Genomic DNA, 24,527 nt, shown 5'->3' with positions numbered 1-24,527 from the left:
AGGCGTCTTTTTTGTTTATGTCATCTACCTTTTATCTTATCCCTCTCATAAAATTTTCAAGTTATACAACATATGGGTAGTATCTGTCCCGGATTAAAGAAAAAGTAATTAGAGCGAATGAACGAAGCAGATTTAAGTTTATTCCTAAAAATTGATACGAAAATATATGCAAATAAGAGAAGAGTGCTTTTGAAATAGCTCTAAATTCGTTATAATAAATCATTGTGATGAATAAAGAGGACTAAAACTTTTTAAAATGGAATAGATAGTTGGTATAAACAGAAGGAGCTAAGTGATGGTTGGCAATACTAGTTTATTAAAACAAGAAAAATGGAGAATTATTGATCAGTCTACAACAGGTTTACATGTATCCGCGCTTACATCTTTTGGTATGGATGATACCTTATGTTCTTCCGTCGGAAGCGGGATGGCGCCAGCTACGGCCAGAACATGGGTGCATGATCGGACAATTGTATTAGGAATTCAAGATACGAGATTACCACATTTGAAAGAGGCATTAACTTTTTTAAAGGAGCAGGGATACCACTATATTGTTCGTAATTCAGGTGGTCTAGCTGTCGTATTAGATAAGGACGTGTTAAATATATCACTTATTCTCCCAGAGCAGGAGAAACGAATTGATATTAACAGTGGTTATGATACGATGTTTGAATTGATTAAATATATGTTCCGTGAGTATGGAAAAACGATTGAAGCAAAAGAGATTGTTGGTTCCTATTGCCCTGGCAGCTATGACTTAAGTATTGATGGAAAAAAATTCGCTGGAATTTCCCAGAGACGCTTAAGAAACGGAGTTGCTGTGCAAATTTATCTTTGCGTAAATGGAAGTGGACAGGATAGAGCAGGGATCATCAAACAATTTTATTCTTCTGGTCTACAAGGAGAGACGACAAAGTTTGAGTATCCCGAGATAGACCCTGAAGTAATGGCATCCTTAGCAGAATTGTTAGGAGTATCTTTAACAGTTGATCAAGTTATGACCAAATTGTTACTAGCTTTAAAGGATCATGCAGAATTTTTATTTGCAGATCAATTACAAGGAGAAGAGCTTTCGCTATTTGAATCTTATTATGATCGGGTTGTGGAAAGAAACGAGAAAATCATGCAGCCATTTCGCTAAAACCAAAAAGAGGATAAGGAAGGGGGTTTCAAGTAAAGAAAATCCCTTTTCTTATCCTCTATTTATAATCGAGAAATGTGCTGCCAACTATTAATCCTCTCTCTTTTTAATAAATTTGGACCGCTACAGGTAGATTAGATAATGGCTTCACAACCTCTCCCTACGATAAGTCAACATCGACTCACTGGCGTTCGCCGTGTATCCTTTATCTCAGTCGAAGCCCTTCGACGTATAGGATGTACTAGTGTCGACGTTGCCACAGGACGTGGCGTTTTTAGTCGACCAGTTTGTACGCTGATGAGCAAGGCGCTTCCGCTTTAACATAATCCAGCTTCAAGGGACCAGCGGCTGATGGGCTTCACAACCTTTCCCTACGATAAGTCAACATCAGATCGCTGTCGCTCACTGTGTTTCCTATATCTCAGGAAATGTTGCTCCATCCCACACGCCGCTAAACAGTCCCTTTCCGCTTTAACATAATCCAGCTACAGCGCCTATCAGCTAGCAAACTTCGGTCTTCTCCCTACGATAAGTCAACATCGACTCACTGGCGTTCGCCGTGTATCCTTTATCTCAGTCGAAGCCCTCCAGTTTGTACGCTGATGAGCAAGGCGCTTCCGCTTTTTAGTTACTCTGCGACTTTTTCGAGGTTTCCGTTTCGGTCCATTTTAAATTTGGTTGGGCGCTCGTCTTCTTCTAGGAGGACGAGTTTTCGGGCTCTGTTCATAATTTTCATCAGTGTCTCGTAATCTTCTTGCATGGTTTCTGAGTTGTTTTCGATTTGATGGAGCTTGTCTTCTAATTCCTTGTTTCGACTTTTAATGGAAGTCATTTCTCTTTTTAATCTTTCATTCTCGCTTTTTAAGATTTCCATCTGGATGGTAGCATTTCGGAAATTTTGTAAGTAGGAAAGAACCATGTCGAAATTTAGTGTGCCAGCTTGGCTATGATTTACAGATGAATAGACAGGTGCTTGTTTCGCTTCATACGCTGGTAATGGCTGCTCATCTTCTTCTGATTGATAGTTTGCAAGCTCTTCTTCTTGTGGACTATTAACATTTGTATCTAATGTTTCTGCTGTAATGAATGTTTCCATAGCATCTAAATCCATAGAACCCATTTCTAAGCTAGTGGATACAGTAAGTGCTTCGAAATCATCCACTGTTGGCACAGGTGGTGAATATAATAGCTTTTTCTTGCCGCCTTGATCTTTTCCTAACATCCGTTGTCGTTGCTTTCGTTGTTTTTTGGCAAGCTGAAGTGCTTTTTCATATTGATGGCGAACGACTGCATTCCAGCGGAATCCACAGGCTGCCGAAGTTCTGTTTAGTTTATCCCCAACTTCTTCAAAGGCATTTAACTGTGTGCTCCCTTCTCGTACATGTCTTAAAACTGTTTCTGCTAATAATAGGTCATTTTCTTCTGACCATGCATCTTGTCTAACTTTCATTGATAACTCAACTCCCAACTTAATCACGATAAATAAATATTTCTAGTCCCATCTTTTCCAGAAACTTGGATGTTTATACAAAAGAAATACAAGGATAGTAGATTTTTTTATAGAATTGAAAAAAGGGAAATTAGCGGATAAAGAGGATTAAAAAAACAGCCGGCGATAAACCGACTGTTTTTGGAACAAAGAAGATGGGAATCTCTATACATTTTTTTCAACTAAAGCTTCTTCGTTTCGAATGAAGAATGCAGAAAGAAAAGCAAATATGCTAACAATAAATCCAAATAGGAAGAGATGGTGAATGCCATCCATAAAGGTTGCACCACTATTTAGCAATGATCCCATAATCGTTACGCCAATAGCTGTTCCCATGTTTCGGCAAAACATAAAGAAGGAGGTGGAAATTCCCTTTTCATGGTTTCCAACTAGTGCCTGGGCACCAATCACACCTACTGTACTTAGTAAGCCGAAGGCAAGACCTTGTACGACCATAAGAATAAATACGTACCAGAAGCCATTTGATTCATTTAATAATACTAATAATATTCCTGAAAGCAGCAATAGGGCATTTCCAATAATTAATAGAATGCGATAGCCATATTTTAATATCCATTTCCCTGCAGGAACAGACATGGCCATCCATCCAACCGATAGGCCAAGGAGAGAAACCCCACTCCATAATACAGACAACCCTGCCTGATTTTGGAGGAATAATGGAATATAGCTCGATGTTCCAAATAAGGCCAATGTTCCAACAAATCCATTAATAAACATCCAAGTGATCGTCTTATTTTTGAAAATGGATAATGGAACAATAGGAGATGTTTGTCTTTTTTCAAAGAAATAAAAGGTGATTAACAGAAGGACACCTATTATAGCATAAAGATAAAGGTAGCTTTCAAGGACTGTAACTAGTAATAAACAAGTTATTCCGATTCCAAATAGCATTGCTCCGATGTAATCCACCTGTGCCTTTTTAGCTTGATAAACTTCTTTATATGGAATTAAAGTTAGGAGTGCAATAATGCATACTGGTAAATTGATATAAAAAATCCATCTCCAACTCATAAATTCTACAAAGAGAGAACCAAGAGTAGGGGCTAATATGGCGGATAAAGCCCACATGCCAGTAAATAATGCTTGGATTTTCCCTCGCTTTTCAATAGAAAAAAGATCCCCAGCAATGATTGCAGGAAATGGCATCATGAATCCAGCTCCCATCCCTTGCAATGCTCTAAAAATAACTAATTGAGTCATAGTGGATGAGATTCCGCATAGCAGGGAACCAATTAAAAAGACAATAATTCCAAAAGCAAACAGCTTTTTTCTTCCAAATAAATCGGAAAGTCTTCCTGCAATTGGTGATAGAATTGTGCTTGCTATCATATAAGCAGCAAAAGACCAAGCGTATAATTCCGTACCGCCAAGTTCTTCTGCAATAATTGGCATAGTTGTATTCATAATAGTCGTATCAATAGAGGCAATAAGCATCGCAAGAACAATGCTGCACATTACTAATATTCTACTTTTGTTCATTGTATAACCTCCCTATATTCAAGAGAAAATTATAACCCATATTGCTTAATTAATATAGAGAAGCGAGCTAGTTTACAAAAATTATTGTTATAGTAGTGGGGGAATAATACTGTTGGACTAGTGGATTTTCTCCACAAATTCGTCACTATTTTACAATCTTTTGCATCTTGCATTGCTAGTGGAGAAGGGGTAAAATACCATATAGTAATAAGTGAGAATGTTGTCGAATAAATTTTCGATAACGTAATTGGAGAGCATGTATAGAAAGGGTTGTCCAAATGGCAAACGAATTTCGTGTTTGCGACGATTGTCAGGCAGTGAATTTAAAAACGTTAATACCCCGTTTAAAGCAAATTGATCCAGATGCTAAAATTGATATAGGCTGTCAATCCTATTGCGGTCCTGGTCGTAAAAAAACATTTGCTTTTGTCAATAATCGTCCACTAGCTGCATTAACAGAAGAAGAGTTAATGGATAAGATCAATGCGAAGCTGAAAAAATAATCTTCGTATAAAACAACAATGAAAATGAACAGAGCCTTAGTAAAACAGAGGAGTTTCCACTGGATAGTTATTTTATGGAGAAAGCCATGATTCTTTTCCCTTTTAAAATGCCTACACGGAACCCTCTTTTTCTATCTTTAGAATATGGAATTACTCTAATTACTAGAATGAATAAAAAATAGCCAATGAATGAAAGAGAGTGAGAAAGATGCCATATTCGACGGATAAGCTAAATGAAGAGAAAGTATTTAAAGATCCAGTCCATCGCTATATTCATGTTCGCGACAGAGTGATATGGGACTTGATTGGAACAAAAGAATTTCAGCGACTGAGAAGAATTAAACAGCTGGGCACGACTTATCTTACCTTTCATGGTGCAGAACATAGCAGGTTTAATCACTCTCTAGGAGTATATGAAATTGTTAGAAGAATCATTGACGATGTTTTTGAAGGCCGAGAAGAATGGAACAATGACCAAAGGTTGCTTTCTTTATGTGCCGCTCTCTTACATGATTTAGGCCATGGCCCTTTTTCTCATTCTTTTGAAAAAGTGTTTGATCTTGATCATGAAGAATTTACACGCAGAATTATCTTAGGAAAAACAGAAGTTAATAAGGTTTTGACAAAAGTAGAGAAGGACTTCCCTAAAAAGGTTGCCGAAATAATTGCCAAAACCTCCAAGGAAAAACTAGTAGTTAGTTTAATTTCCAGTCAGATAGATGCAGACCGAATGGATTATTTGCTAAGAGATGCATATTTTACAGGGGTTAGCTACGGGAATTTCGATATGGAACGAATTTTGCGCGTAATGCGTCCGCGTGAAGATCAGGCTGTTATTAAAAAAAGCGGAATGCACGCGGTAGAAGACTATATTATGAGCCGTTATCAAATGTACTGGCAGGTCTATTTCCATCCAGTGACAAGAAGTGCGGAAGTAATTCTTACGAAAATTCTACATAGAGCGAAATATTTACACGAGCAATTCTACTCTTTTAAATATCACCCTATTCATTTTTACTCAATTTTTGAAGACGAAACATCGTTAGAAGACTACTTAAAATTGGATGAGGCTATTATTCTCTACTATTTTCAGATGTGGCAAGAAGAAGATGATGCCGTTTTGAAGGATCTCTGCCGCAGGTTTATGAACCGAAATCTTTTTAAGTATGTGGAGTTTGATCCAGCTAAAGAATATAAAAAGCTTCAAGAATTATCTGGTTTATTCCAAAAAGTAGGTTTGGATCCGGAGTATTATTTAGTTGTCGATTCTTCGTCAGATCTTCCCTATGATTTTTATCGACCTGGAGAAGAGGAAGAGCGATTACCGATTCATCTATTGATGAAAAACGGAGAAATTAGAGAGCTTTCCAGAGAATCAGAAATTGTTGATAGTATTTCTGGAAAAAGAAGAACCGATCACAAGTTATATTTTCCTAAGGATATTTTAAAGGATGACAGTTCCAAAGGGGAAATAAAAAAACAAATTCGTCAATTGTTGGATATTCAATAGATGTATGTCTTAGGATTAAATGGAGTAGGAGATGACCCAATTTGTTAAAAGATCATGCCAAAGTAATGAAAGCAATTGCTGCTTCGGGCGAAATTATTGGAAGAAAAAAGCTGCAAAAAATGATATATATCGCAAAAAAGCTCGATTTTCCATTTCATGAAAAATATCAGTTTCACTTTTTCGGTCCCTATTCAGAAGAACTAACCTTGCGAATAGAAGAATTATGCAATATGGGTTTTTTGAATGAAGTAAAAGAGAAAAAGGGAGGATATTTCCAATATCGATATACTTTAACCGATAATGGAAAGGAATTTTTGGACCTTAATGAGGTGGAAATGCCTGATTTGTCTCCTTGTCTAGAAGATATGAATGGCCAGAATTCTCGCTTCCTTGAGCTTGTGTCAACCGTTCTTTTCTTTGATAGCCTTCCAAAGGAAGAAGTGAAGGAAAAAGTATTCACATTAAAGGCCAAACAAAAATATACGGAAGAAGAAATAGAGATTGCCTATGCGTATATTGAAAGCTTAAGAGAGAAAAGAAATCATTAAAAAAGGTCCTGCCGTGCAACGATTTGATTTGCTGGGCGGGACCTTTTTGAACTGCTTTTACTGATCGCTTAGGCGTTTGCCTGCAACAGCATAATGGTTTGTAGGCATTTCTTCAATAAAGACTACTACTTTTTCCTTTGATGCGCCTGTTGTCTCCACAACTGCTTCTGTTACTTTCTCTACTAAATTTTTCTTTTGCTCCTCCGTTCTACCTTCTAACATTTTTACAGTGACATATGGCATTTGTTCAAATCCTCCTTAGTTTTGATTGTAGTTTTTCATATTTCTTGGAAAAGTGCAAGTTTCTAATCAGCGTATATGCATGTAAATAGAGTCTTATGAAGAGGCCAACAAAAGAAAATTTTCCTTTCCAATTTAATATCATGTATAATTTTAAAAGGAAACATTACTAGATAGAGAATATTCATTTTCCATAGAAACTGTGTATAGAGGGGAGCTAATCATTTGTTATTTTCGCAAAATTTGGCGGATTTGCCATATATTATTATTTCCATTGTAATAGGTTTTACCTTCCATGAATTCGCACATGCATTTGTAGCCTATAAATTTGGAGATCCCACGGCGCAAAAGCAAGGAAGGTTAACGCTAAATCCAATCGCTCATATTGATCTCATAGGGGCAATTTTTATCTTAATCGCAGGATTCGGATGGGCGAAGCCAGTACCGGTTAATCGTCATTATTTTAAGCGGCCAAAATTAGCTGGAGTATTGGTGACTTTAGCAGGTCCTGTCAGTAACTTAATATTAGCTTTTCTTGGTTTTATCATTCTTGCAATATTAATAAAGTTACAAGTACCAATGGGAAGTAATTTTGATTTATATCCGTTTTTTGAAATTTTTGTTTATATGAACTTATTACTATTTGCTTTTAATTTGCTTCCTTTGCCCCCTTTAGATGGTTACCGAATTATTGAAGATCTGGTTTCCTCACGAGTCAGAGCAGCGATGTCCAAGTATGAAGTTTATGGATCTATTTTATTTATTGTATTAATTGTTACAGGTTTATCAAGCTATACGATATTCCCTTGGATTGAAGTGATACGATACTTTTTTCTGTCGCTGTTTAATCAATTGTTATTTTGATTTTACAGAGGATAAAAGTCGGTTTTATATATACGACTAATAAAAATCGTCAAGCTATACCAATCCGCGATCGTTTATAATAAATCGCAAAAGGAGTATGAAAATGGAAGAAAAAAAGAAGAAAACAATAGGCTTTAATATTATTAAAAATGACCCAACCGATGGGCATAAAGGCTTTGGAATTGGCAGTCTTAGTTTAGAAAATGTATCTCCTGTTATTATTGATGTAGAAGAGGGAGAAGCGATCGTTGATATCGGCGCCATGCATGCAAGAAGTGCAGTGGAACGTGGCATCAAATTTTTGAAAACAAAGGAAGAGGTTCCTAATGGCAAGCCTTACTGGTTAGTTTGGGTGACAATTGACCGTAAGCCTGAAGGTCCTTATTATGCTGGTGTAACAGCATGTGAAATGACTGTAGACCGTTCTATTCGAAGAGGTTATAAGTCTCTTCCAGAGCATGTGAATAAGATGGATAAAAGTATGAAAAGACATATTATGGTCGATCATATGGATGAGAAGTCTAAAAAGGTACTGGCAGATTTTCTGAAAAAACATGATCAGCGCCTATGGGATAACTCTGTAGAACAGCTGAAACAAGACTTGTTAGGATAATTTTTTGAAAATGTTGACAAATGAGCGAGGAAATCGATAAACTGAAAGAGAAATTATAATAAATAGCCCTTTTAAAGGAGATTGTTTTATGAGTGTGAGTGTTCTTAACTAACCGTTAATTATATACGGCCTTGAATTTTGTTAAAAAACTGGGGATATACCGGTTTATTTAGCATGGGAATTTCAAGGAAGGTTAAGAATAAGCCTCATAGCAAGCAATAGATGATAAAAAGCTATGGCATATTTGTCATAGTTTTTATTTTTTTATTGTAAAGGATCTCCTACTCCGCTTCTTAAAGTGGATAGGTCTACCCAAAAAGCTAGTGTGAGTGTTTGTTCACGCTGGCTTTTTCTATTTTTAAGGGCTATTGGAAGAAAAATAGGAGGAATTAAAATGAATCAACAGGCATTTGAAGTATTAGGTTTTTATAAAATTTTAGAAGAGATAGAATCCTATGCCAAAACAAATTTAGCGAAAGAGACAATACGAAAACTGCGGCCGCTGCAGGATAAAAGAAAAATGGAGCAGTCAATCAAGGAAATAGAAGAGGCGATGAAAATCATAGAAATATCTAGTAGTGTGCCGATTCATACACTTGATGAAATGTCTATTTATTTAAGCCAAGCAAAAAAAGGGATTTATATTCGGGCAGATCAATTTCCGTTTGTTATTTCCTTTTTGGAACATTGTACAAAGCTTAAACAATTTATGCGGGATAAAGAATATGCGGCACCAAATGTCTCGCTTTATGTTCAATCCATTCCTGATGTTAGCGAGCTTACAGAGGAAATAGCAAGATGTATTAGACATAGTAATGTGGATGATTATGCTTCAAGTGATTTAGCCTATTTAAGAAGACAGCTGTCCATCCTGACAGATAGAGTAAAAGAAAAAGCGAGCCAATTAGTGAAATCCAAAAAATATGCGAGTTATCTTCAGGACAAAATTGTTTCGGAACGTAACGGTCATTTGACACTCTCTGTAAAAAGAGAATATCGAACAAAAATCCAAGGTAGCGTACTGGATACATCCGCATCTGGAGCAACTGTATTTATTGAGCCAATCGAACTTGCTGACATGCAAGCAGAAATCGAAACCATGAAGCTAGCAGAAGAATCTGAAGTAGAAAGAATTCTATATGAATTAACGGAGAAGCTTTTGGCTGAGGAAGAGGCTATTAATTTAGCGATAGAAACGATGCACTATTATGATGTTTTATTTGCGAAAGCAAAATATAGCCGAGTGATTGCTGCAAAGCCGCCTTTCTTATCAGAAGATTATACGATTTATTTAAAAGAGGCTCGGCACCCAATGCTTGGAGACAAAGCAGTTCCTTTAACTCTTTCATTTGGAGAAGAGCATCGTGCCCTTGTTATTACAGGACCAAATACAGGTGGGAAAACAGTCACATTAAAGACAATTGGTTTATTAACAATGATGGCTCAATCTGGTTTACTAATTCCGGCGAAGGCAGGGAGTAAAATCGCTATTTTTCAACATATATTTGTGGATATAGGCGACGGACAAAGCATTGAACAAAATTTAAGTACGTTTAGCTCCAGATTAGTGAATATAATTGATATCTTAAGAACAACCAATGATCGCTCCCTTGTATTACTTGATGAGCTGGGATCAGGGACTGATCCGGGAGAAGGGATGGCGCTTGCTATTGTCATTTTAGAACAGCTTTATCAAAAAGGAGCAACCTTATTTGCGACCACACATTATAGCGAGATGAAAGAATTTGCAGATCAAACAGAAGGTTTTTTAAATGGAACAATGGAATTTGATATCAATACATTGCGACCAACATATAAGCTATTACTGGGACAAAGCGGAAGAAGCCAGGCGTTTGAAATTGCAAGCAAATTAGGCTTGCACCCTAAGCTCATCGAAAAAGCGCATCAGATAACGTATAAAACATATCGGAATTTCCATCATGACCAGAATTTAAAGGAGCTGGATTTTCAGCAGCAAATTGTAGTCAATAAGTACGCGCGAAAGTCAGTTGAGAAAAAAACGATTAATCCCACTCCATCCCGGGAGCCTATTTTTGAGAAAGGGGATAATGTGATTCTTACAGAAACGGATGAAATGGGAATTGTTTATCAAGGTCCTGATGTACAAGGAAGATATATAGTCCAGGTTCGGCAGGAAAAAAGAACCGTGAACCAAAAACGATTAAAGCTCTATATAAAAGGAACAGAGCTATATCCAGAAGATTATGATTTCGATATTATTTTTAAATCGAAAGAATATCGGAAAATAAACAAGCAGCAAAAAAGAAAGCATGTAGAAGATGTGTGGTTGGAGGAGGAATAGGAGGAGAGACTCGCTGTCTAAGCCCTTTGGGGATAGGAGGTAAGAGGAAAGGGAACAGAGAGAGAGCCTCTGTTCCCGTTTGGAGGAAGAAGAGAGAGAAAAGGGAACAGAGAGAGAGCCTCCGTTCCCGTTTGGAGGGAGAAGAGAGGGAAAAGGGAACAGAGAGAGGCCCTCCGTTCCCGTTTGAAGGAAGAAGAGAGGGAAAAGGGAGCAGAGAAAGGCTCTCCGTTCCCGTTTGGAGGAAGAAGAGAGGGAAAAGGGAACAGAGAGAGGCCCTCCGTTCCCGTTTGAAGGAAGAAGAGAAAGAAAAGGGAACAGAGAGAGGCCCTCCGTTCCCGTTTGGAGGAAGAAGAGAGGGAAAAGAGAGCAGAGAAAGGCTCTCCGTTCCCGTTTGGAGGGAGAAGAGAGAGAAAAGGGAACAGAGAGAGAGCCTCCGTTCCCTTTTGGAGGAAGAAGAGAGAGAAAAGGGAACAGAGAAAGGCCCTCCGTTCCCGTTTGGAGGAAGAAGAGAGAGAAAAGGGAACAGAGAGAGAGCCTCCGTTCCCGTTTGAAGAAAGAAGAGAGGAAAAAGGGAGCAGAGAAAGGCTCTCCGTTCCCGTTTGGAGGAAGAAGAGAGAGAAAAGGGAACAGAGAAAGGCTCTCTGGTACCATTTAGAGGAAGAAGAGAGCTTTACCCTGTCGCACCTAAACAAAAAAGCATACTTCCCACAAAATAGCTGGTAGTATGCTTTATCAAGTTTATCCTACCAAGGTAAAATTCGTTTATACCATGGTACTTTTTCTTTTCCTTTTTCCTTATTTGCTGGTTTTTCGCTAGAATCTTCTTTTGGTAAATCAGCACAATATTCTGTTGGTACAGTGTCTTTGGTAAAATACATCATTCTTTTTGTATTACATGCAGCTGATGCGAGTTTGCCGCTCTTAGGATCGATATAAACGCCAACAGTACCTTTGGTAGGTGTAAATCCTTTGATCGGCTCCTTTTTTAAACTTTGTTCCATGAACTGAACCCAAACTTTCTTTGCATATGTTTTATCAGCTGCTAAAGTTATAGGCTCTCCTTGATCATAGCCTGTCCAAACAGCGGATACTAGCTGTGGAGTATAACCAATCATCCAACTATCTGATTCAGTGGAGCCAGATTTTCCTGCATAAATTCTTGTGATGTCGTCTTTAATAGTACTTCCCGTTACCGAGGCATAGCCATTGAGAGTAGGGTCAAACATGCCTGTCATCATTTGATTCATCACCAACGTTAAATCCGTATCTAAAATCTTTTCTGGTTTTGGCTTATGTTCATAGAGTAATTGCCCATCATTTGTCTCAATTTTTGTAATGAAAACAGGAGATACCCTATTTCCTCCGTTGGCAAATATACTATAGGCATTTGCCATATCAATCACACGAACATTGGAAGTTCCAAGAGCGAGAGATGGAACCTCTTGTAAATCGGTTGTAATGCCGAATTTCTTTCCTGTTTTCACTAATGTATCTTGCCCTAAAAAAAGATGGGTTTTAACAGCATAAACATTATCAGAGACAGCTAGTGCCTGTGCCATGGTAATATTTCCATCGGCATATTGATTGTTAAAATTATGCGGGGTATATGGATCTCTCCCATCATCAAAGCGAAAGGTTGTTTGTTCGCTGCTCATCATCGTAGCAGGTGTAAATCCATGTTCAAGTGCTGCATAATACAATAAAGGCTTAATCGTTGAACCAGGTTGCCGAGTTGCTTGAATTGCTCTGTTGAATGGGCTTTCCTCATAATCTTTTCCGCCTACCATTGCCTTAACATTGCCTGTAGTTGGATCCATAGCAACAAAGCCAATCTGTATATTACTAGACTTATTTATCGTCTGATTAATCGTTTCCTCTGCTATTTTTTGCTGCTCTGTGTTTAAGGTTGTATACACTCTTAATCCACCTAATTGAATCGTTTTATCATCTAAATGAAGCTGGTTTTTCAGAATGTTTTTTACAGTATCTTGAAAATAAGGTGCTGTTTCCACACTAGCATTTGGAAATTTTCCTACTAACGATAGTTTTTCCTTTGCTGCTAACTTTTTATCTTCCTCTGTTATATATCCATTTTCAATTAAGGAATTTAGGATGATGCCCTGTCTTTTCTTCGCATTCTCCATCGATGAAAAAGGAGAATAAATACTAGGTCCCTTCGGAATACCAGCAAGCATGGTTGCTTCTCCTAAAGTTAGTTCGGAGGCCTTTTTTCCAAAGTAATATTGGCTTGCCGCCTCTGCTCCATATGCTCCATGACCATAATAAATAGTGTTGATGTAGCCTTCTAGTATTTCATCCTTTGTATAGAATATTTCTAATCGAAGGGTGTAAAAGGCCTCTGCAATTTTTCGCTTCCACGTCTTTTCATGCTCTAAAAATAAGTTTCGGGCATATTGCTGGGTTATTGTGCTCGCCCCTTGAACTTTTGCCATTGCTTTTATGTCGGCTAAAATAGCACCGCCAATTCGTTTATAGTCAAAGCCGTGATGGGAATAAAAATTTTTATCTTCAATAGAAACAGTAGCGTCTACTAAATAGGGACTAATATCATCAATGGACACCCAATACCTTTTCTGTCCATTGCTGCTTTCGCCAATAATGCTGCCATCATCTGAATAGTAGATTGTTGACTGAGAAACAGCAAGTGGTGGAGGGCCTAGTGTACGAGCATATACATATATACCGATAAAAATGATGCTGGCGGTTATCATGAAAAGAAGCCCTAATATAATCAATAGACGTAAATACTTGCCAGAGTTTTTAAGTTTATTTACAATGACCTCCAAAACATGACACCTCCTAAATAGAAACTTCTTTGTTCTTTTATCACATTAAATGAAAGGTAAATAGATAAAACTAGTATGTGGTAAACATTGGCGTTTTAAACATTTTTATCATGGAATATAAAAAAAATCTTTGCATTTTAACGAATATCCACTATACTTTTTTCGTGTTTGTTATTTGTTTGATTGGGAAGTATAAAAAGAAGATTGTACTCACAAGAAATGAAGAAATAAGGAACTTTTAGCATATAAGAAACTTTATACCAATCAAATGAATGGAGGATATGTCAATGGGAATTTGGTTTACAGAGAAGCAGACCGACGATTTTGGAATCACGATGAAAATCAAGCGTACATTACATACAGAACAAACACCATTTCAAAAGTTAGATATGGTAGAAACGGAAGAATGGGGAAATATGCTATTATTGGATGATATGGTGATGACTTCTGTTAGAGATGAGTTTGTTTACCACGAAATGGTAGCCCATATTCCACTGTTTACACATCCCAACCCTGAGTATGTTCTAGTTGTTGGCGGTGGGGACGGCGGAGTTATTCGAGAAGTTTTAAAGCATCCTAGTGTCAAAAAAGCGACGCTTGTTGATATCGATGGTAAAGTAATTGAATATAGTAAGAAATTTCTACCAGAAATAGCAGGTAAGCTGGATGATCCACGAGTAGATGTACAAGTAGGCGATGGGTTTATGCATATTGCCAAAAGCGAGCACGAATACGATGTCATTATGGTCGATTCAACAGAACCAGTGGGTCCAGCTGTTAATCTGTTTACTAAAGGCTTTTATGCAGGAATAGCGAAAGCGTTAAAGGACGATGGACTTTTTGTTGCTCAAAGTGATAATCCTTGGTTTAAGGGAGAGCTCATTCGTTCCGTGCAAAGAGATGTAAAGGAAATATTCCCGATCACCAGATTATATATCGCCAATATTCCGACGTATCCAAGTGGCATGTGGGCATTTACAATTGGATCTAAACAGTATGATCCATTAAATGTTCCAGAAAGTCGATTCCATTCGATAGAGACAAAATATTATACGAAAGAGTTACACAAAGCAGCCTTCATCTTACCAAAGTTTGTTCAAGATCTCTGTGAAGGGGATAGCAACAAAGCAAGTGAATGATTGGACTGTCTTTGAATAAAAAGGAGAGATGACCAATGCGTTTTGATGAATCATATTCAGGAAATGTATTTATTAAAAGTTTTCCAAATTATGAAGAAAGCCAAGTAGTATTGTATGGTATGCCAATGGACTGGACCGTTAGCTTCCGTCCGGGCTCCCGTTTTGGCCCAGCAAGAATTCGAGAGGTTTCTGTAGGGTTAGAAGAGTACAGTCCTTATTTGGATAGAGAGCTTGATGAAGTAAAATACTTTGACGCAGGAGATATTCCTTTGCCATTTGGAAATCCGCAACGCAGCTTAGATATGATTGAAGAATTTGTGGACAAAGTATTAGATGATAATAAATTTCCGCTTGGAATGGGAGGAGAGCATTTAGTATCTTGGGGCGTGTTCCAAGCAATGTATAAAAAATATCCAGATTTAGCTATCATACATATGGATGCCCATACAGATCTTCGCGATGAATACGAAGGAGAGCCATTATCTCACTCCACACCGATCAAAAAAGCAGCCAATTTAATTGGTCCAAAAAATGTTTATTCTTTTGGGATTCGTTCTGGAATGAAAGAAGAGTTTCAGTGGGCAAAAGAAGTAGGGATGCATATTTCTAAGTTTGAGGTGCTAGAGCCATTAAAAGAAATCTTGCCAACACTTGCAGGCAGACCTGTATATGTAACTATCGATATTGATGTATTAGATCCTGCGCATGCCCCTGGAACAGGTACGGTGGATGCAGGGGGGATTACTTCAAAAGAATTATTAGCATCCATTCATGAAATAGCACGTTCGAATGTTCAGGTAGTTGGAGCAGATTTAGTTGAAGTAGCGCCAATTTACGATCCATCTGAACAAACAGCGAATACAGCAAGTAAATTAATTCGTGAAATGATTTTAGGGTTTGTAAAATAATATAATTTTGATAAGTGGGGACATAGTTTCAGCTAGAAATAAAGCCAAACAATTGTACCAAAGATTTCATATGGTTGTTTGGCTTTATTATTACTGGTTAGTGGTTTTCCTCCGTAACTGGATGCACTTTACTTACCATCGGAAAAATGGATAAATATGTTAAAATATAGAAAGTGAGAAGTTAATCTATTTAGTAGACGCTTTAAAATTCAACCATTAACTTTAGAAAAAGGCTACTATCAATTTTTACTAGATAAGTGCCGTTTGGCAAGAAAATTCCCCTCGAGATTGGAATGGCAATGAAAATATTGTAGCTTTGTAATGTAGATATTAAGAAACTGAAATAGTGTTCTGCTAGACTACATATGGAGCATTTTGCGCATGCTTGTCCATGAAAAAAAGAAGCTTGATTATACATAGGGAGAAGGATGGAAATGGGAAAAAGGATTTTTGTTCTATTAGTAGGAGTAATGGTTTTATTTGCTGGCTTTCATTCGGTAAATACGGCTCAAGCTGCTAGTAAAAAAACGAAATATGTGACAGCAAGCACTCTTAATATAAGAAGCGGGGCAGGTACTTCTTATAAAATAGTGACAACCGTTAAGAAAAATCAGGCTGTAACAGTAACCCAGACAAAAGGTTCTTGGGATAAAGTGACAGTTGGAAAGAAAACCGGCTGGGCCTCTAATAAATATTTAACGACAAAAAAGCCAGCAGCAAAAGCTACGACATCTACAAAAACGATGTATGTTACAGCAAGTACGTTAAATGTAAGAAGTGGTGCAGGAACTAACTATAAAGTAGTTACGACAGTCAAAAAAAATCAATCTTTAAAAGTATCTCAAACAAAGGGATCTTGGAGCAAGGTAACGGTGGGCAGTAAGACAGGCTGGGCATCAAGTAAATACCTAACAACCAAAAAACCCGCATCACCAAAAAATTTAGCAGCAGGCCTAAAAACAGTAGGAAAAAATAAACAATTGATCCTTGTTACTTCAAATGGCTATAATACATCCTCTGCTGATATTCGTACCTTTGAAAAAAATAAAAAGGGTGAATGGATTCCAGTTTTAACGACAACTGGACATATTGGGAAATACGGCTTTACCTCAAATATGTATGAAGGCGGAAAAAAATCACCCATTGGTAAGTTTACGATCGGAACAGCGTTTGGTACACAAAAAAACCCTGGGACAAAATTACCTTATCGAAAAATAACCAAAGATGATGTATGGGTAGATGATCCGAAATCCAAGCTATATAATACTTGGCAGTCGAAAAAGAAAACAAAAGGTCAATGGAAAAGTGCTGAAAATATGAATGTGCCGGCATATAAATATGGATTTGTTATTGACTATAATACAAAGCGAATTCCTAATAAAGGAAGCGCAATCTTCTTCCATATTGCAAATAGTTATACACTAGGCTGTACAGCAACGACAGAGGCAAATGTTGTGAAAATTTTAAAATGGCTAGATCCATCTAAAAACCCTGTGATTATCCAAACACCAATCAAGGAACTAAGCAATTATTAAAGCGAAAACCTACAGATTATACTGTAGGTTTTTTTACACATGCAGGGTTCTGTCAAGAGAGAATATCTTCGTTCTTTTGCGAACCATCTTGCACTTCCCCTTTAAAAAATTTATACTTATAAAGTTACACAGTAAATGAAAAGGAAGTGTTGTCGTTGTCTCAACCATCAGGGCAACAGGTGCCTGTAAAATTACACGTTACAACACATATATATAATGGGAAAAATAAAGAAAGTATTGAGTGGATTGGGTTTGGTCAATACTTAGAAAAAGATACTAGTAAATATATAAAATATGAAGAAATCATAGAAGAAGGAACCATTAAAACAATTATTAAAATCACAGAAAAGGAAGGACTAATCCTTCGAAGTGGAGCGGTCAAAATGCGCCTTCCTTTTCTTATTAATAAACAAAAGATCGGCAGCTATGAAAGTCCATACGGTGTATTTCAGCTAGTTACCGATACAAAGAGACTTGCGCTAGAAGTGGAACAGCAAGCAACCACAGGTTCATTAGATATTTTATATGATTTAAAGATGCAAGGCAGCAATAATGGAACCTATCATATGACTATTTCATTTAAGGAGGAGACAGAGTAAGAATGAATATTGTAGATCAAATAAAGGACAAGCTAAAGGAAGAAATTAAACAAAGCGTCATAAAAGCTGGATTAGCAGCAGAAGAACAAATTCCAGAAGTAATCTTGGAATTGCCAAAAGATAAAGCCCATGGTGATTATTCAACGAATATGGCGATGCAATTAGCGAGAGTTGCCAAAAAAGCGCCAAGAATGATTGCGGAGGCTATTATTGAGAATTTCGATCAAACGAAAGCTTCTATTAAAAAAGTAGAAATAGCAGGTCCAGGTTTTATCAATTTTTATATGGATAACAGCTATCTAACGGATTTAATTCCAACCATCCTTCAAGCGGGAGAGCAATATGGACAAACTACAGTTGGAAATAATGAAAAAGTACAAGTAGAGTTTGTTTCAGCTAATCCAACTGGCGACCTTCACTTAGGTCATGCGCGTGGAGCAGCTGTAGGAGATTCTCTTTGTAATATCTTAGACAAAGCTGGCTATGAGGTATCAAGAGAATACTATATTAATGATGCTGGTAACCAAATTAATAACTTGGCATTATCTGTAGAAGCGCGTTATTTCCAAGCGTTAGGAATGGAAAAAGAAATGCCGCAAGATGGCTATCATGGGGAAGACATTATCGGAATCGGGAAAAAGTTAGCAGAAGAATATGGGGATAAGTATGTCCATGTTTCAGAACAGGAACGTTTTGACTTTTTCCGTGAATACGGACTGAAGTATGAAATGGCTAAACTGAAACAGGATTTAGAAGATTTCCGTGTAAAATTTGATGTGTGGTTCTCCGAAACATCTCTTTATCAAAACGGAAAGATTGATATAGCGTTAAACAAGTTAAAGGAGAATGGCTATATTTTTGAACAAGATGGAGCGACATGGTTACGTTCTACTGATTTTGAAGATGATAAAGACCGTGTGCTTATTAAAAATGACGGATCTTATACGTACTTATTGCCAGACATCGCTTATCATAAGGATAAATTAGATAGAGGCTTTGAAAAGCTTATCAATATTTGGGGTGCAGATCATCATGGTTATATTCCTCGTATGAAAGCTGCAATCCAAGCATTAGGATATAACAAAGAAGCATTAGAAGTGGAAATTATTCAGCTTGTTCACTTATACAAAAATGGCGAAAAAATGAAGATGAGTAAGCGTACAGGAAAAGCTGTAACAATGAGAGACTTAGTAGAAGAAGTAGGTCTAGATGCAACTCGTTATTTCTTTGCTATGAGAAGTGCAGATACGCATTTAGATTTTGACTTAGATCTAGCTGTATCCCAATCGAATGAAAACCCAGTATATTATGCACAATATGCCCATGCTCGTATCTCTAGTATCCTTCGACAAGGAAAAGAACAAGGAATCGAGCCGAAGGACGAGCTAAATGCTGCACTAATTACGGCGGAAAAGGAATTTGATCTATTAAAGAAATTAGGAGAATTCCCGCAAGCAGTAGGAGAAGCGGCATTAAAGAGAATGCCACACCGTATTACGAATTATATTTACGACTTGGCATCTACTTTCCATAGCTTCTATAATGCTGAAAAAGTATTAGATGCAGACAACTTAGAAAGAACAAAAGCACGTTTAGCATTAATCCAAGCAACGCAAATCACATTAAGAAACGCCTTGGCGCTTATTGGCGTATCTGCACCAGAAAAAATGTAATAAATCAAAAAGAGGAAAGCGAAAATAGACGCTTTCCTCTTTTTAATAAGTTGTTTCTTCAACATTTGCAGAGCTTCCGATTTCTCCTTTTCTTTTTTCTATTCCTATAATACTCTTCAGTCTTTGTAAGATAATATAAGAAATAAATAAAGAGATGATGAAACTGAATATTATATTAGCATTGCTGTCAGCATCGATCATCATCAGCATTTTCATTTGCCTTTATATAGCGCGAAGCATTATAACCCACGTCCAGATAGGGCGTGGGTTTAATGATTTCTATATAAGGGTATTTTCACTCGCACTTCTCCGCCACCCTCTATCGTGTTTCCAAGAGTCAGTTCTCCATTATGGAGATTCACAGCATTTTTTGCGAAGGTCAACCCCATTCCATAATGACCTTTAGACTGACGGGCCTTGTCATCCATGTAAAAAAGTTCTGTTGCTTTTTTTAGCCCGCTTTCCGAAAATCCATTTCCTGTGTCTTTTACAAAAAAGTAAAGAGTATCAGAATCGCATTCCGCATGCACCGAGACAGTCCCATCTTCCGGTGTATAATCAACCGCATTTGTTAAAATATTCAATAACGCCCTATGTAACAGCTGCCAGTCTATTTCCGCCTCTTTCTTGAGATTTTCTTTTTTAAATGAAATAGTTATTTTTTTATTCCCTTTATAGGCGGATATATCTTTCTGCAGAGTTTCTGTCAGCTTATCTATAAAGGCTTTCTCCAAATGAATAGTTAAGGACTCCTCTGTTTTCGAAAGATAAATCAGCTGAGAAATATATTGTTCAATTTGATTTCCTGCTCCAAGAATATACTTTGTATACTCAGCTTGTTCTTCGTTTTGAATAGACAAACTGAGTAATTCAGCATTTCCCTTAATAATGGTAATCGGGATTTTGATATCATGTGCCAAAGCACCAATTTGCTCTTTCTTATTTTTTTCTAACCGCCACTGAGCCTCGAGTGATGACCGAAGAGCATCTCTCATTTCAATTAAGGAGTCAATTACATCGTCAAATTCCTTAATATGTGTAAATTCGGGGGTAAACTGCAAATTTTGCTCTTTTATATATCGAGTAATTACATTCAGTGTTTCAAAATGTATTCTTAATCTATTAGCAAAGTACGTTGTTATAATAGAAATGTCTATAATGAGCAAGACTATCAAAATACTGATACTCGTTAATTCATAATTAGGAAGGTATTTTCTTAATAAAGGTGAGCTAAAATCTGCCCGTAATGAATATTGCAAAATACAATACTCATTTTTTCTTTCTATAACCAAATATCCTTTTTGTTTATAATTAACATACGGTTTTTTTTCAATCTTCTTTTTTACCAGTTTCAGATCTTTTACTTTAATAGTTCCAGCTGTTTTTTGTTTTGTTTCTTTATCAAGGAGGGCAAATGACATCGTATCGGGAATCATATCAGCAGTTATTTTATCTACATGTTCCAGCTTCGGCATAAGTTTCTCTGCTTCTCGTTCATTATAATTTGCTGGATGTGAGAAGCCCATATTCATAGCGATGGTATTCATAAATAAATAGAGTAAAGCAAGTACAATCAAACTAATACATAACGCAGCTATATACTTTATCAGTTCTCTAAGAAGTGTTTTTTGGCCTTTATGATTTATTCCCATTTGTACCCAAAGCCCCATACCGTTTTGATAGGGTCTGCATTATGCTCGTTACATTTTCTGCGAATCGTTCTGATAAACTCCGTAATTGTTGAATACAAGGCATTCCCCTCTAATCCATATATCTCTTCGTAAATTTGTTCTCTTGAAAAAGTTCTCCCTTTATGTTGAGCTAAAAATTCAAATATTTTATATTCATTTTTTGTTAAGTTAAGTTTTTGGTTATTGATAAATACTTCTTTACTATCAAAATGAAATAAAAAACCAGAGATGACTCTTTTCGATTGATGTTTGTCTCTCCGTTCCCTTCTTAAGTGAGCATTAACTCTAGCACTAAGCTCCCTAACGCCGAAGGGCTTTGTAATATAATCATCTCCGCCAGTAATGAGGCCATTGATTATCGCTTCCTCTTCGGTTTTAGCTGTGAGGAATAATATGGGACAATCCACCAAAGGGCGTATCTGTTTACATAGCTCAAAACCGTCAATGTCCGGCATCATAACATCAAGCAAAATTAAATCATATCCTTGAAATAAATCAGGCGGCTGGCCTTTAACACGATCTAAAGTGTCGACTTTATGCTGGTCACGGCGCAAAATGTTTTGTATCAGTGCAAGAATATCTTTTTCATCATCGACAGCAAGGATTTTTGCCATTTCCCGTCCTCCTCATGCTATTCAAATGTTTTTCTGCCTTCCCATCTGTTAAACCATATTAGACCGGCAATGATTATACAGATTGTACCAAAAATCACAATGAATACTCCTGAATTTATTTCATGCATTAATAAAGAATAATTATCTTTTTCTATAAAATGGAGAACCCCATTTAAACCTGATAGTCTAATACTCCAAGCCCAAGGATTATATTTCCATATCGCATCTCCTAATCCAGTATTCATGAGTGCTGTCATAAGCAGGCCTGCTCCGCCTATCAGGACAGAAGCACCCATTCCAAACATACAGCTGATAAAAAAATAAATAACATATAGAATGACACTACCTGCAACCAGCCAGGCAGCACCTGTTATAAAAATATCATAAGACAAATCCGGCACATTTAAAATAAATGTTAATCCCATTATATAAAGGAAAAGCGCTATGCCAATTGAGCAAAGTTCCATGAGAAGAAGCATTAACATTTTACTGGCATAAGCAATAATTTTTGGAGATGTGCCTCCCAGCAACACTTGAAATTTTCCAGCCTGTTCTTCTAAAGATGCGGTCATGCCGCATAAGACCCCTATGAGCAACGGCAATGCAATAGCAATAGCTTCCATAAAAGATTTATACAAGTGAAATTGGCTTTGGTCTCTTCCATAATAATACAGGATTAATACAACTGAACAAACTATAGGGATAATGAAATGCAGCCACATAAAGGAGGTGTGCCTGTTTTTTTGAAAATCAGCTTGTAAACACCTCAAAAGCAGTCTCACTTTACATCGCCCCTTGCTTTTTTATTCTATAATCAATGGAAGAAGCAAACGAACGGCTGGTCAAAAACGCCATTATCAAAAATAATAGTACAGAAATCAATATAGCAGGAGGGACGACCATCCAACTCAACAAAGGATTATTTTTTTCAAGCAACAGACCGTTAGGGTGAATACCTATTGTTGGACACATCATTCGAATTGGCCAGCTCCAAGGAATAAACCACCAAAAAGAGCGAGATGCCGGCATTATACCCAGAATAAATGTTCCTATGAGATTCAACATTACCGCTATCGTAAGACCCCACTTTTTGGCCACAAATAAACAAAGTGGAACCTGCCAAAGGCTTGTTACCCAAAGCAATAAACTTGCGGCAACTGTAGAAAGCGTAACAATAGTAAAATCAGCTATAACGAATCCCATGAGTAACATAAACAATAAAAATACAATTTGAGATAATAACGAATAAATCATAATAATGACAATCTTAGAATACCATAATCTCCCCAAATCAATAGGCAATGAATATGTGCCAGTATAATTAGAGGCTTTTTTTTCTTTTTGATGAGATAATGAACAAAGTAAAGCAATCATCACCGGCATAAAAATAATAGACCACCAGTTAAAAGTACCGGAAACAAAAAATTGATTGTTCATTAAAAAAGAAAAACCTATATTAAGGAGCGGTACAAAGATTATCATTTTTCTAGAAAAAGTCCGCTTAAACTTCAGGTTTTCGGCCTTCATATAATTTATCATTTTTTTACACCCTCTTTTTCACGGCTTGCCTTTACAACTTCCATAAACAAATGCTCTAAATCATCAATTTTATTTATTTCGCCCTGGTATCCAAGGTGACCGCCGATGATAATCCCAATATGATCTGCTATTTGTTCGACTTCTGAAAGGATATGACTAGATAAAATAACGGTTATTCCTTCTTGAGGAAAAGAGCGGATAAGGTCTCTGAGCTCCTGAATACCGATTGGATCAAGCCCGTTCGTAGGTTCATCAAGAATTAATAATTTAGGATGATTTAATAAAGCAATAGCGATTCCCAGTCGCTGCCTCATCCCCATAGAAAACTGGCCTGCTCTTTTCTTACCAGCATGCTGCATATCTACAGTTTTTAGCACACTGTGTATCCGCTCCTCAGATAGGCCCAGCAACGTGGCATGTACTTTTACATTTTCAAATGCTGTTAAATTATCGTAAAGGGGCGGAGCTTCTATTAAAGATCCAATATTTTGCAAATCAGAACGTTTCCATTTATGTCCGTCGAAGAAAACCTCACCAGAAGTCTTCCGTAAAATTCCTGTCAAAATTTTTAGTGTTGTTGATTTCCCAGCTCCATTTGGTCCAAGTAGACCATAAATACTGTTTTTCTGAACAGTTAGTGAAACATCTGAAACAGCTGTTTCTTTGCCAAACTTTTTTGTAAGACTTTTGGTTTCTAATAAGGCTGTACTCATGTCACACCCTCCCTTATTCCTTTTCATTCTTAATCAAAACCGCCCGATAATACTCACGATTAAACTCCACAATGATTTCATCTTCGGCATTGGAATCCTCGTTTGCACTGTAAACCTTCCCATAGCGTAAAGGTTTTTTCTCTTTGATTTCATCAGGGTCTAGAGAGAGATACGGTTCTTTCAGTTCTTCTTCTGACCATCTCTTTCCATCGCTATCTACAAAGAAAGTTTTGCCTATTACCCCTATGACTTTTCCTTTTTTGTCTTCATCAACTTTTTCTTTCAGCTGATAAAGTTTTTCGTTGTAGACCACTTGATCGAGTTTTCCCTTATCAATCAACCTCTCCATTGTTTCAGCTGTTTCGTTTTCGTTACCCTCAGTAAAATGCATTGTTTTTTTTGTTTCTTCCATTGTTTTATCTTTAAACTTTGTTAATGATTGACATGCAGATAACATAAATAAAACAATAATACAGCCTGAAATGTTTATACATCTTTTTAAAAACATATACATCACCTCAATCTTATGACTTTTCCCCCTGTGCGTGTCTATGTGGGATGTTGATTATTTTAGAATA

At 37.0% G+C, this 24,527-nt stretch carries 24 protein-coding genes; 13 read left to right on the top strand and 11 right to left on the bottom strand.

Annotated elements, in window-relative coordinates; translation table 11 throughout:
• The first annotated feature begins 295 nt into the window (after window positions 1–295).
• Window positions 296–1,141 (top strand): lipoyl protein ligase domain-containing protein, encoded by an 846-nt coding sequence (locus NX902_RS23115; RefSeq protein ID WP_163185150.1) that lies wholly within the window; start codon window positions 296–298, stop codon window positions 1,139–1,141.
• Between the two features lie 628 nt (window positions 1,142–1,769).
• On the opposite strand, the gene NX902_RS23110 is transcribed toward NX902_RS23115, so the two are convergent.
• Complete coding sequence (locus NX902_RS23110) at window positions 1,770–2,591, bottom strand: RsfA family transcriptional regulator (RefSeq protein WP_095329530.1); 822 nt, start codon at window positions 2,589–2,591, stop codon at window positions 1,770–1,772.
• Between the two features lie 204 nt (window positions 2,592–2,795).
• The gene (locus NX902_RS23105; protein WP_163185154.1) at window positions 2,796–4,130 is read right to left on the bottom strand and encodes an MFS transporter; all 1,335 of its coding nucleotides are present in this window, start codon (window positions 4,128–4,130) and stop codon (window positions 2,796–2,798) included.
• A gap of 278 nt (window positions 4,131–4,408) precedes the next feature.
• On the opposite strand from NX902_RS23105, the gene NX902_RS23100 reads away from it, so the two are divergent.
• From NX902_RS23100 to NX902_RS23090, 3 genes are all read left to right on the top strand, one after another.
• Window positions 4,409–4,633, top strand: coding sequence for a DUF1450 domain-containing protein (locus NX902_RS23100; protein ID WP_095329532.1), 225 nt, complete (start codon window positions 4,409–4,411; stop codon window positions 4,631–4,633).
• 208 nt (window positions 4,634–4,841) lie between these two features.
• Window positions 4,842–6,143, top strand: coding sequence for an HD domain-containing protein (locus tag NX902_RS23095; protein WP_095329533.1), 1,302 nt, complete (start codon window positions 4,842–4,844; stop codon window positions 6,141–6,143).
• A 41-nt stretch (window positions 6,144–6,184) separates the two neighbouring features.
• Window positions 6,185–6,691: a YwgA family protein gene (locus NX902_RS23090; RefSeq protein ID WP_047940787.1), complete on the top strand. Its 507-nt coding sequence runs from the start codon at window positions 6,185–6,187 to the stop codon at window positions 6,689–6,691.
• A 57-nt stretch (window positions 6,692–6,748) separates the two neighbouring features.
• On the opposite strand, the gene NX902_RS23085 is transcribed toward NX902_RS23090, so the two are convergent.
• On the bottom strand, window positions 6,749–6,934 hold the full coding sequence (locus NX902_RS23085) for a 2-hydroxymuconate tautomerase (protein WP_095329534.1): 186 nt from the start codon (window positions 6,932–6,934) through the stop codon (window positions 6,749–6,751).
• 222 nt (window positions 6,935–7,156) lie between these two features.
• On the opposite strand from NX902_RS23085, the gene NX902_RS23080 reads away from it, so the two are divergent.
• From NX902_RS23080 to NX902_RS23065, 4 genes are all read left to right on the top strand, one after another.
• Window positions 7,157–7,795 (top strand): site-2 protease family protein, encoded by a 639-nt coding sequence (locus tag NX902_RS23080; protein WP_095329535.1) that lies wholly within the window; start codon window positions 7,157–7,159, stop codon window positions 7,793–7,795.
• Window positions 7,796–7,898: 103 nt separating this feature from the next.
• The gene (locus NX902_RS23075) at window positions 7,899–8,408 is read left to right on the top strand and encodes a YwhD family protein (protein ID WP_095329536.1); all 510 of its coding nucleotides are present in this window, start codon (window positions 7,899–7,901) and stop codon (window positions 8,406–8,408) included.
• A 394-nt stretch (window positions 8,409–8,802) separates the two neighbouring features.
• Window positions 8,803–10,731 carry an endonuclease MutS2 gene (locus NX902_RS23070; RefSeq protein WP_341161035.1) on the top strand — a complete coding sequence of 643 codons (1,929 nt, stop codon included), beginning with the start codon at window positions 8,803–8,805 and terminating at the stop codon, window positions 10,729–10,731.
• 26 nt (window positions 10,732–10,757) lie between these two features.
• A complete protein-coding gene (locus NX902_RS23065) occupies window positions 10,758–11,282 on the top strand; it encodes a hypothetical protein (RefSeq protein ID WP_341161034.1) in 525 nt (174 codons plus the stop codon).
• A gap of 192 nt (window positions 11,283–11,474) precedes the next feature.
• Here NX902_RS23065 and NX902_RS23060 read toward each other — a convergent pair whose 3' ends face one another.
• Complete coding sequence (locus NX902_RS23060) at window positions 11,475–13,538, bottom strand: transglycosylase domain-containing protein (RefSeq protein ID WP_095329538.1); 2,064 nt, start codon at window positions 13,536–13,538, stop codon at window positions 11,475–11,477.
• Between the two features lie 287 nt (window positions 13,539–13,825).
• Here NX902_RS23060 and speE point away from each other — a divergent pair, with 287 nt between their 5' ends.
• From speE to argS, 5 genes are all read left to right on the top strand, one after another.
• Window positions 13,826–14,677, top strand: coding sequence for a spermidine synthase (gene speE, locus NX902_RS23055; protein ID WP_341161033.1), 852 nt, complete (start codon window positions 13,826–13,828; stop codon window positions 14,675–14,677).
• Window positions 14,678–14,712: 35 nt separating this feature from the next.
• The gene (speB, locus tag NX902_RS23050; RefSeq protein WP_095329540.1) at window positions 14,713–15,585 is read left to right on the top strand and encodes an agmatinase; all 873 of its coding nucleotides are present in this window, start codon (window positions 14,713–14,715) and stop codon (window positions 15,583–15,585) included.
• 434 nt (window positions 15,586–16,019) lie between these two features.
• Window positions 16,020–17,120, top strand: coding sequence for an SH3 domain-containing protein (locus NX902_RS23045; protein WP_341161032.1), 1,101 nt, complete (start codon window positions 16,020–16,022; stop codon window positions 17,118–17,120).
• Between the two features lie 155 nt (window positions 17,121–17,275).
• Window positions 17,276–17,719 (top strand): DUF1934 domain-containing protein, encoded by a 444-nt coding sequence (locus NX902_RS23040; RefSeq protein WP_095329542.1) that lies wholly within the window; start codon window positions 17,276–17,278, stop codon window positions 17,717–17,719.
• Window positions 17,720–17,721: 2 nt separating this feature from the next.
• Window positions 17,722–19,392 carry an arginine--tRNA ligase gene (gene argS / locus NX902_RS23035; RefSeq protein WP_123258498.1) on the top strand — a complete coding sequence of 557 codons (1,671 nt, stop codon included), beginning with the start codon at window positions 17,722–17,724 and terminating at the stop codon, window positions 19,390–19,392.
• Between the two features lie 42 nt (window positions 19,393–19,434).
• Here the strand turns inward: argS and NX902_RS23030 are convergent, their stop codons facing one another.
• Genes NX902_RS23030 through NX902_RS23000 form a run of 7 tightly spaced genes read right to left on the bottom strand, consistent with a single transcriptional unit; the run spans window position 19,435 to window position 24,457 of the window.
• Complete coding sequence (locus NX902_RS23030) at window positions 19,435–19,608, bottom strand: hypothetical protein (RefSeq protein WP_164464030.1); 174 nt, start codon at window positions 19,606–19,608, stop codon at window positions 19,435–19,437.
• Between the two features lie 53 nt (window positions 19,609–19,661).
• Complete coding sequence (locus NX902_RS23025) at window positions 19,662–21,044, bottom strand: HAMP domain-containing histidine kinase (protein WP_095329544.1); 1,383 nt, start codon at window positions 21,042–21,044, stop codon at window positions 19,662–19,664.
• Window positions 21,035–21,697: a response regulator transcription factor gene (locus NX902_RS23020; RefSeq protein WP_095329545.1), complete on the bottom strand. Its 663-nt coding sequence runs from the start codon at window positions 21,695–21,697 to the stop codon at window positions 21,035–21,037. Before NX902_RS23020 ends, NX902_RS23025 begins: the two co-directional genes overlap by 10 nt.
• 17 nt (window positions 21,698–21,714) lie before the next feature.
• The gene (locus NX902_RS23015; RefSeq protein WP_123258497.1) at window positions 21,715–22,479 is read right to left on the bottom strand and encodes a lantibiotic immunity ABC transporter MutG family permease subunit; all 765 of its coding nucleotides are present in this window, start codon (window positions 22,477–22,479) and stop codon (window positions 21,715–21,717) included.
• A 1-nt stretch (window position 22,480) separates the two neighbouring features.
• On the bottom strand, window positions 22,481–23,236 hold the full coding sequence (locus tag NX902_RS23010) for a lantibiotic immunity ABC transporter MutE/EpiE family permease subunit (RefSeq protein WP_123258496.1): 756 nt from the start codon (window positions 23,234–23,236) through the stop codon (window positions 22,481–22,483).
• Window positions 23,233–23,949 carry a lantibiotic protection ABC transporter ATP-binding protein gene (locus tag NX902_RS23005; protein ID WP_095329548.1) on the bottom strand — a complete coding sequence of 239 codons (717 nt, stop codon included), beginning with the start codon at window positions 23,947–23,949 and terminating at the stop codon, window positions 23,233–23,235. Before NX902_RS23005 ends, NX902_RS23010 begins: the two co-directional genes overlap by 4 nt.
• A 13-nt stretch (window positions 23,950–23,962) precedes the next feature.
• Window positions 23,963–24,457 (bottom strand): NisI/SpaI family lantibiotic immunity lipoprotein, encoded by a 495-nt coding sequence (locus NX902_RS23000; RefSeq protein ID WP_171510172.1) that lies wholly within the window; start codon window positions 24,455–24,457, stop codon window positions 23,963–23,965.
• Window positions 24,458–24,527: the final 70 nt, after the last annotated feature.

The organism is Niallia sp. FSL W8-0954 (assembly GCF_038005605.1).
Taxonomy (GTDB): Bacteria; Bacillota; Bacilli; order Bacillales; family Cytobacillaceae; genus Niallia; species Niallia circulans_A.
Note: the sequence above shows the minus strand (reverse complement) of the source record. Positions and strands in the feature narration are given on the sequence as shown.

Coding starts and splice junctions, on each gene's coding strand:
- NX902_RS23115 (WP_163185150.1), top strand. CDS start 296: ATGGTTGGCAATACTAGTTTATTAAAACAAGAAAAATGGAGAATTATT.
- NX902_RS23110 (WP_095329530.1), bottom strand. CDS start 2,591: ATGAAAGTTAGACAAGATGCATGGTCAGAAGAAAATGACCTATTATTA.
- NX902_RS23105 (WP_163185154.1), bottom strand. CDS start 4,130: ATGAACAAAAGTAGAATATTAGTAATGTGCAGCATTGTTCTTGCGATG.
- NX902_RS23100 (WP_095329532.1), top strand. CDS start 4,409: ATGGCAAACGAATTTCGTGTTTGCGACGATTGTCAGGCAGTGAATTTA.
- NX902_RS23095 (WP_095329533.1), top strand. CDS start 4,842: ATGCCATATTCGACGGATAAGCTAAATGAAGAGAAAGTATTTAAAGAT.
- NX902_RS23085 (WP_095329534.1), bottom strand. CDS start 6,934: ATGCCATATGTCACTGTAAAAATGTTAGAAGGTAGAACGGAGGAGCAA.
- NX902_RS23075 (WP_095329536.1), top strand. CDS start 7,899: ATGGAAGAAAAAAAGAAGAAAACAATAGGCTTTAATATTATTAAAAAT.
- NX902_RS23070 (WP_341161035.1), top strand. CDS start 8,803: ATGAATCAACAGGCATTTGAAGTATTAGGTTTTTATAAAATTTTAGAA.
- speE (WP_341161033.1), top strand. CDS start 13,826: ATGGGAATTTGGTTTACAGAGAAGCAGACCGACGATTTTGGAATCACG.
- speB (WP_095329540.1), top strand. CDS start 14,713: ATGCGTTTTGATGAATCATATTCAGGAAATGTATTTATTAAAAGTTTT.
- NX902_RS23045 (WP_341161032.1), top strand. CDS start 16,020: ATGGGAAAAAGGATTTTTGTTCTATTAGTAGGAGTAATGGTTTTATTT.
- argS (WP_123258498.1), top strand. CDS start 17,722: ATGAATATTGTAGATCAAATAAAGGACAAGCTAAAGGAAGAAATTAAA.
- NX902_RS23030 (WP_164464030.1), bottom strand. CDS start 19,608: ATGAAAATGCTGATGATGATCGATGCTGACAGCAATGCTAATATAATA.
- NX902_RS23025 (WP_095329544.1), bottom strand. CDS start 21,044: ATGGGAATAAATCATAAAGGCCAAAAAACACTTCTTAGAGAACTGATA.
- NX902_RS23020 (WP_095329545.1), bottom strand. CDS start 21,697: ATGGCAAAAATCCTTGCTGTCGATGATGAAAAAGATATTCTTGCACTG.
- NX902_RS23010 (WP_123258496.1), bottom strand. CDS start 23,236: ATGATAAATTATATGAAGGCCGAAAACCTGAAGTTTAAGCGGACTTTT.
- NX902_RS23005 (WP_095329548.1), bottom strand. CDS start 23,949: ATGAGTACAGCCTTATTAGAAACCAAAAGTCTTACAAAAAAGTTTGGC.
- NX902_RS23000 (WP_171510172.1), bottom strand. CDS start 24,457: ATGTTTTTAAAAAGATGTATAAACATTTCAGGCTGTATTATTGTTTTA.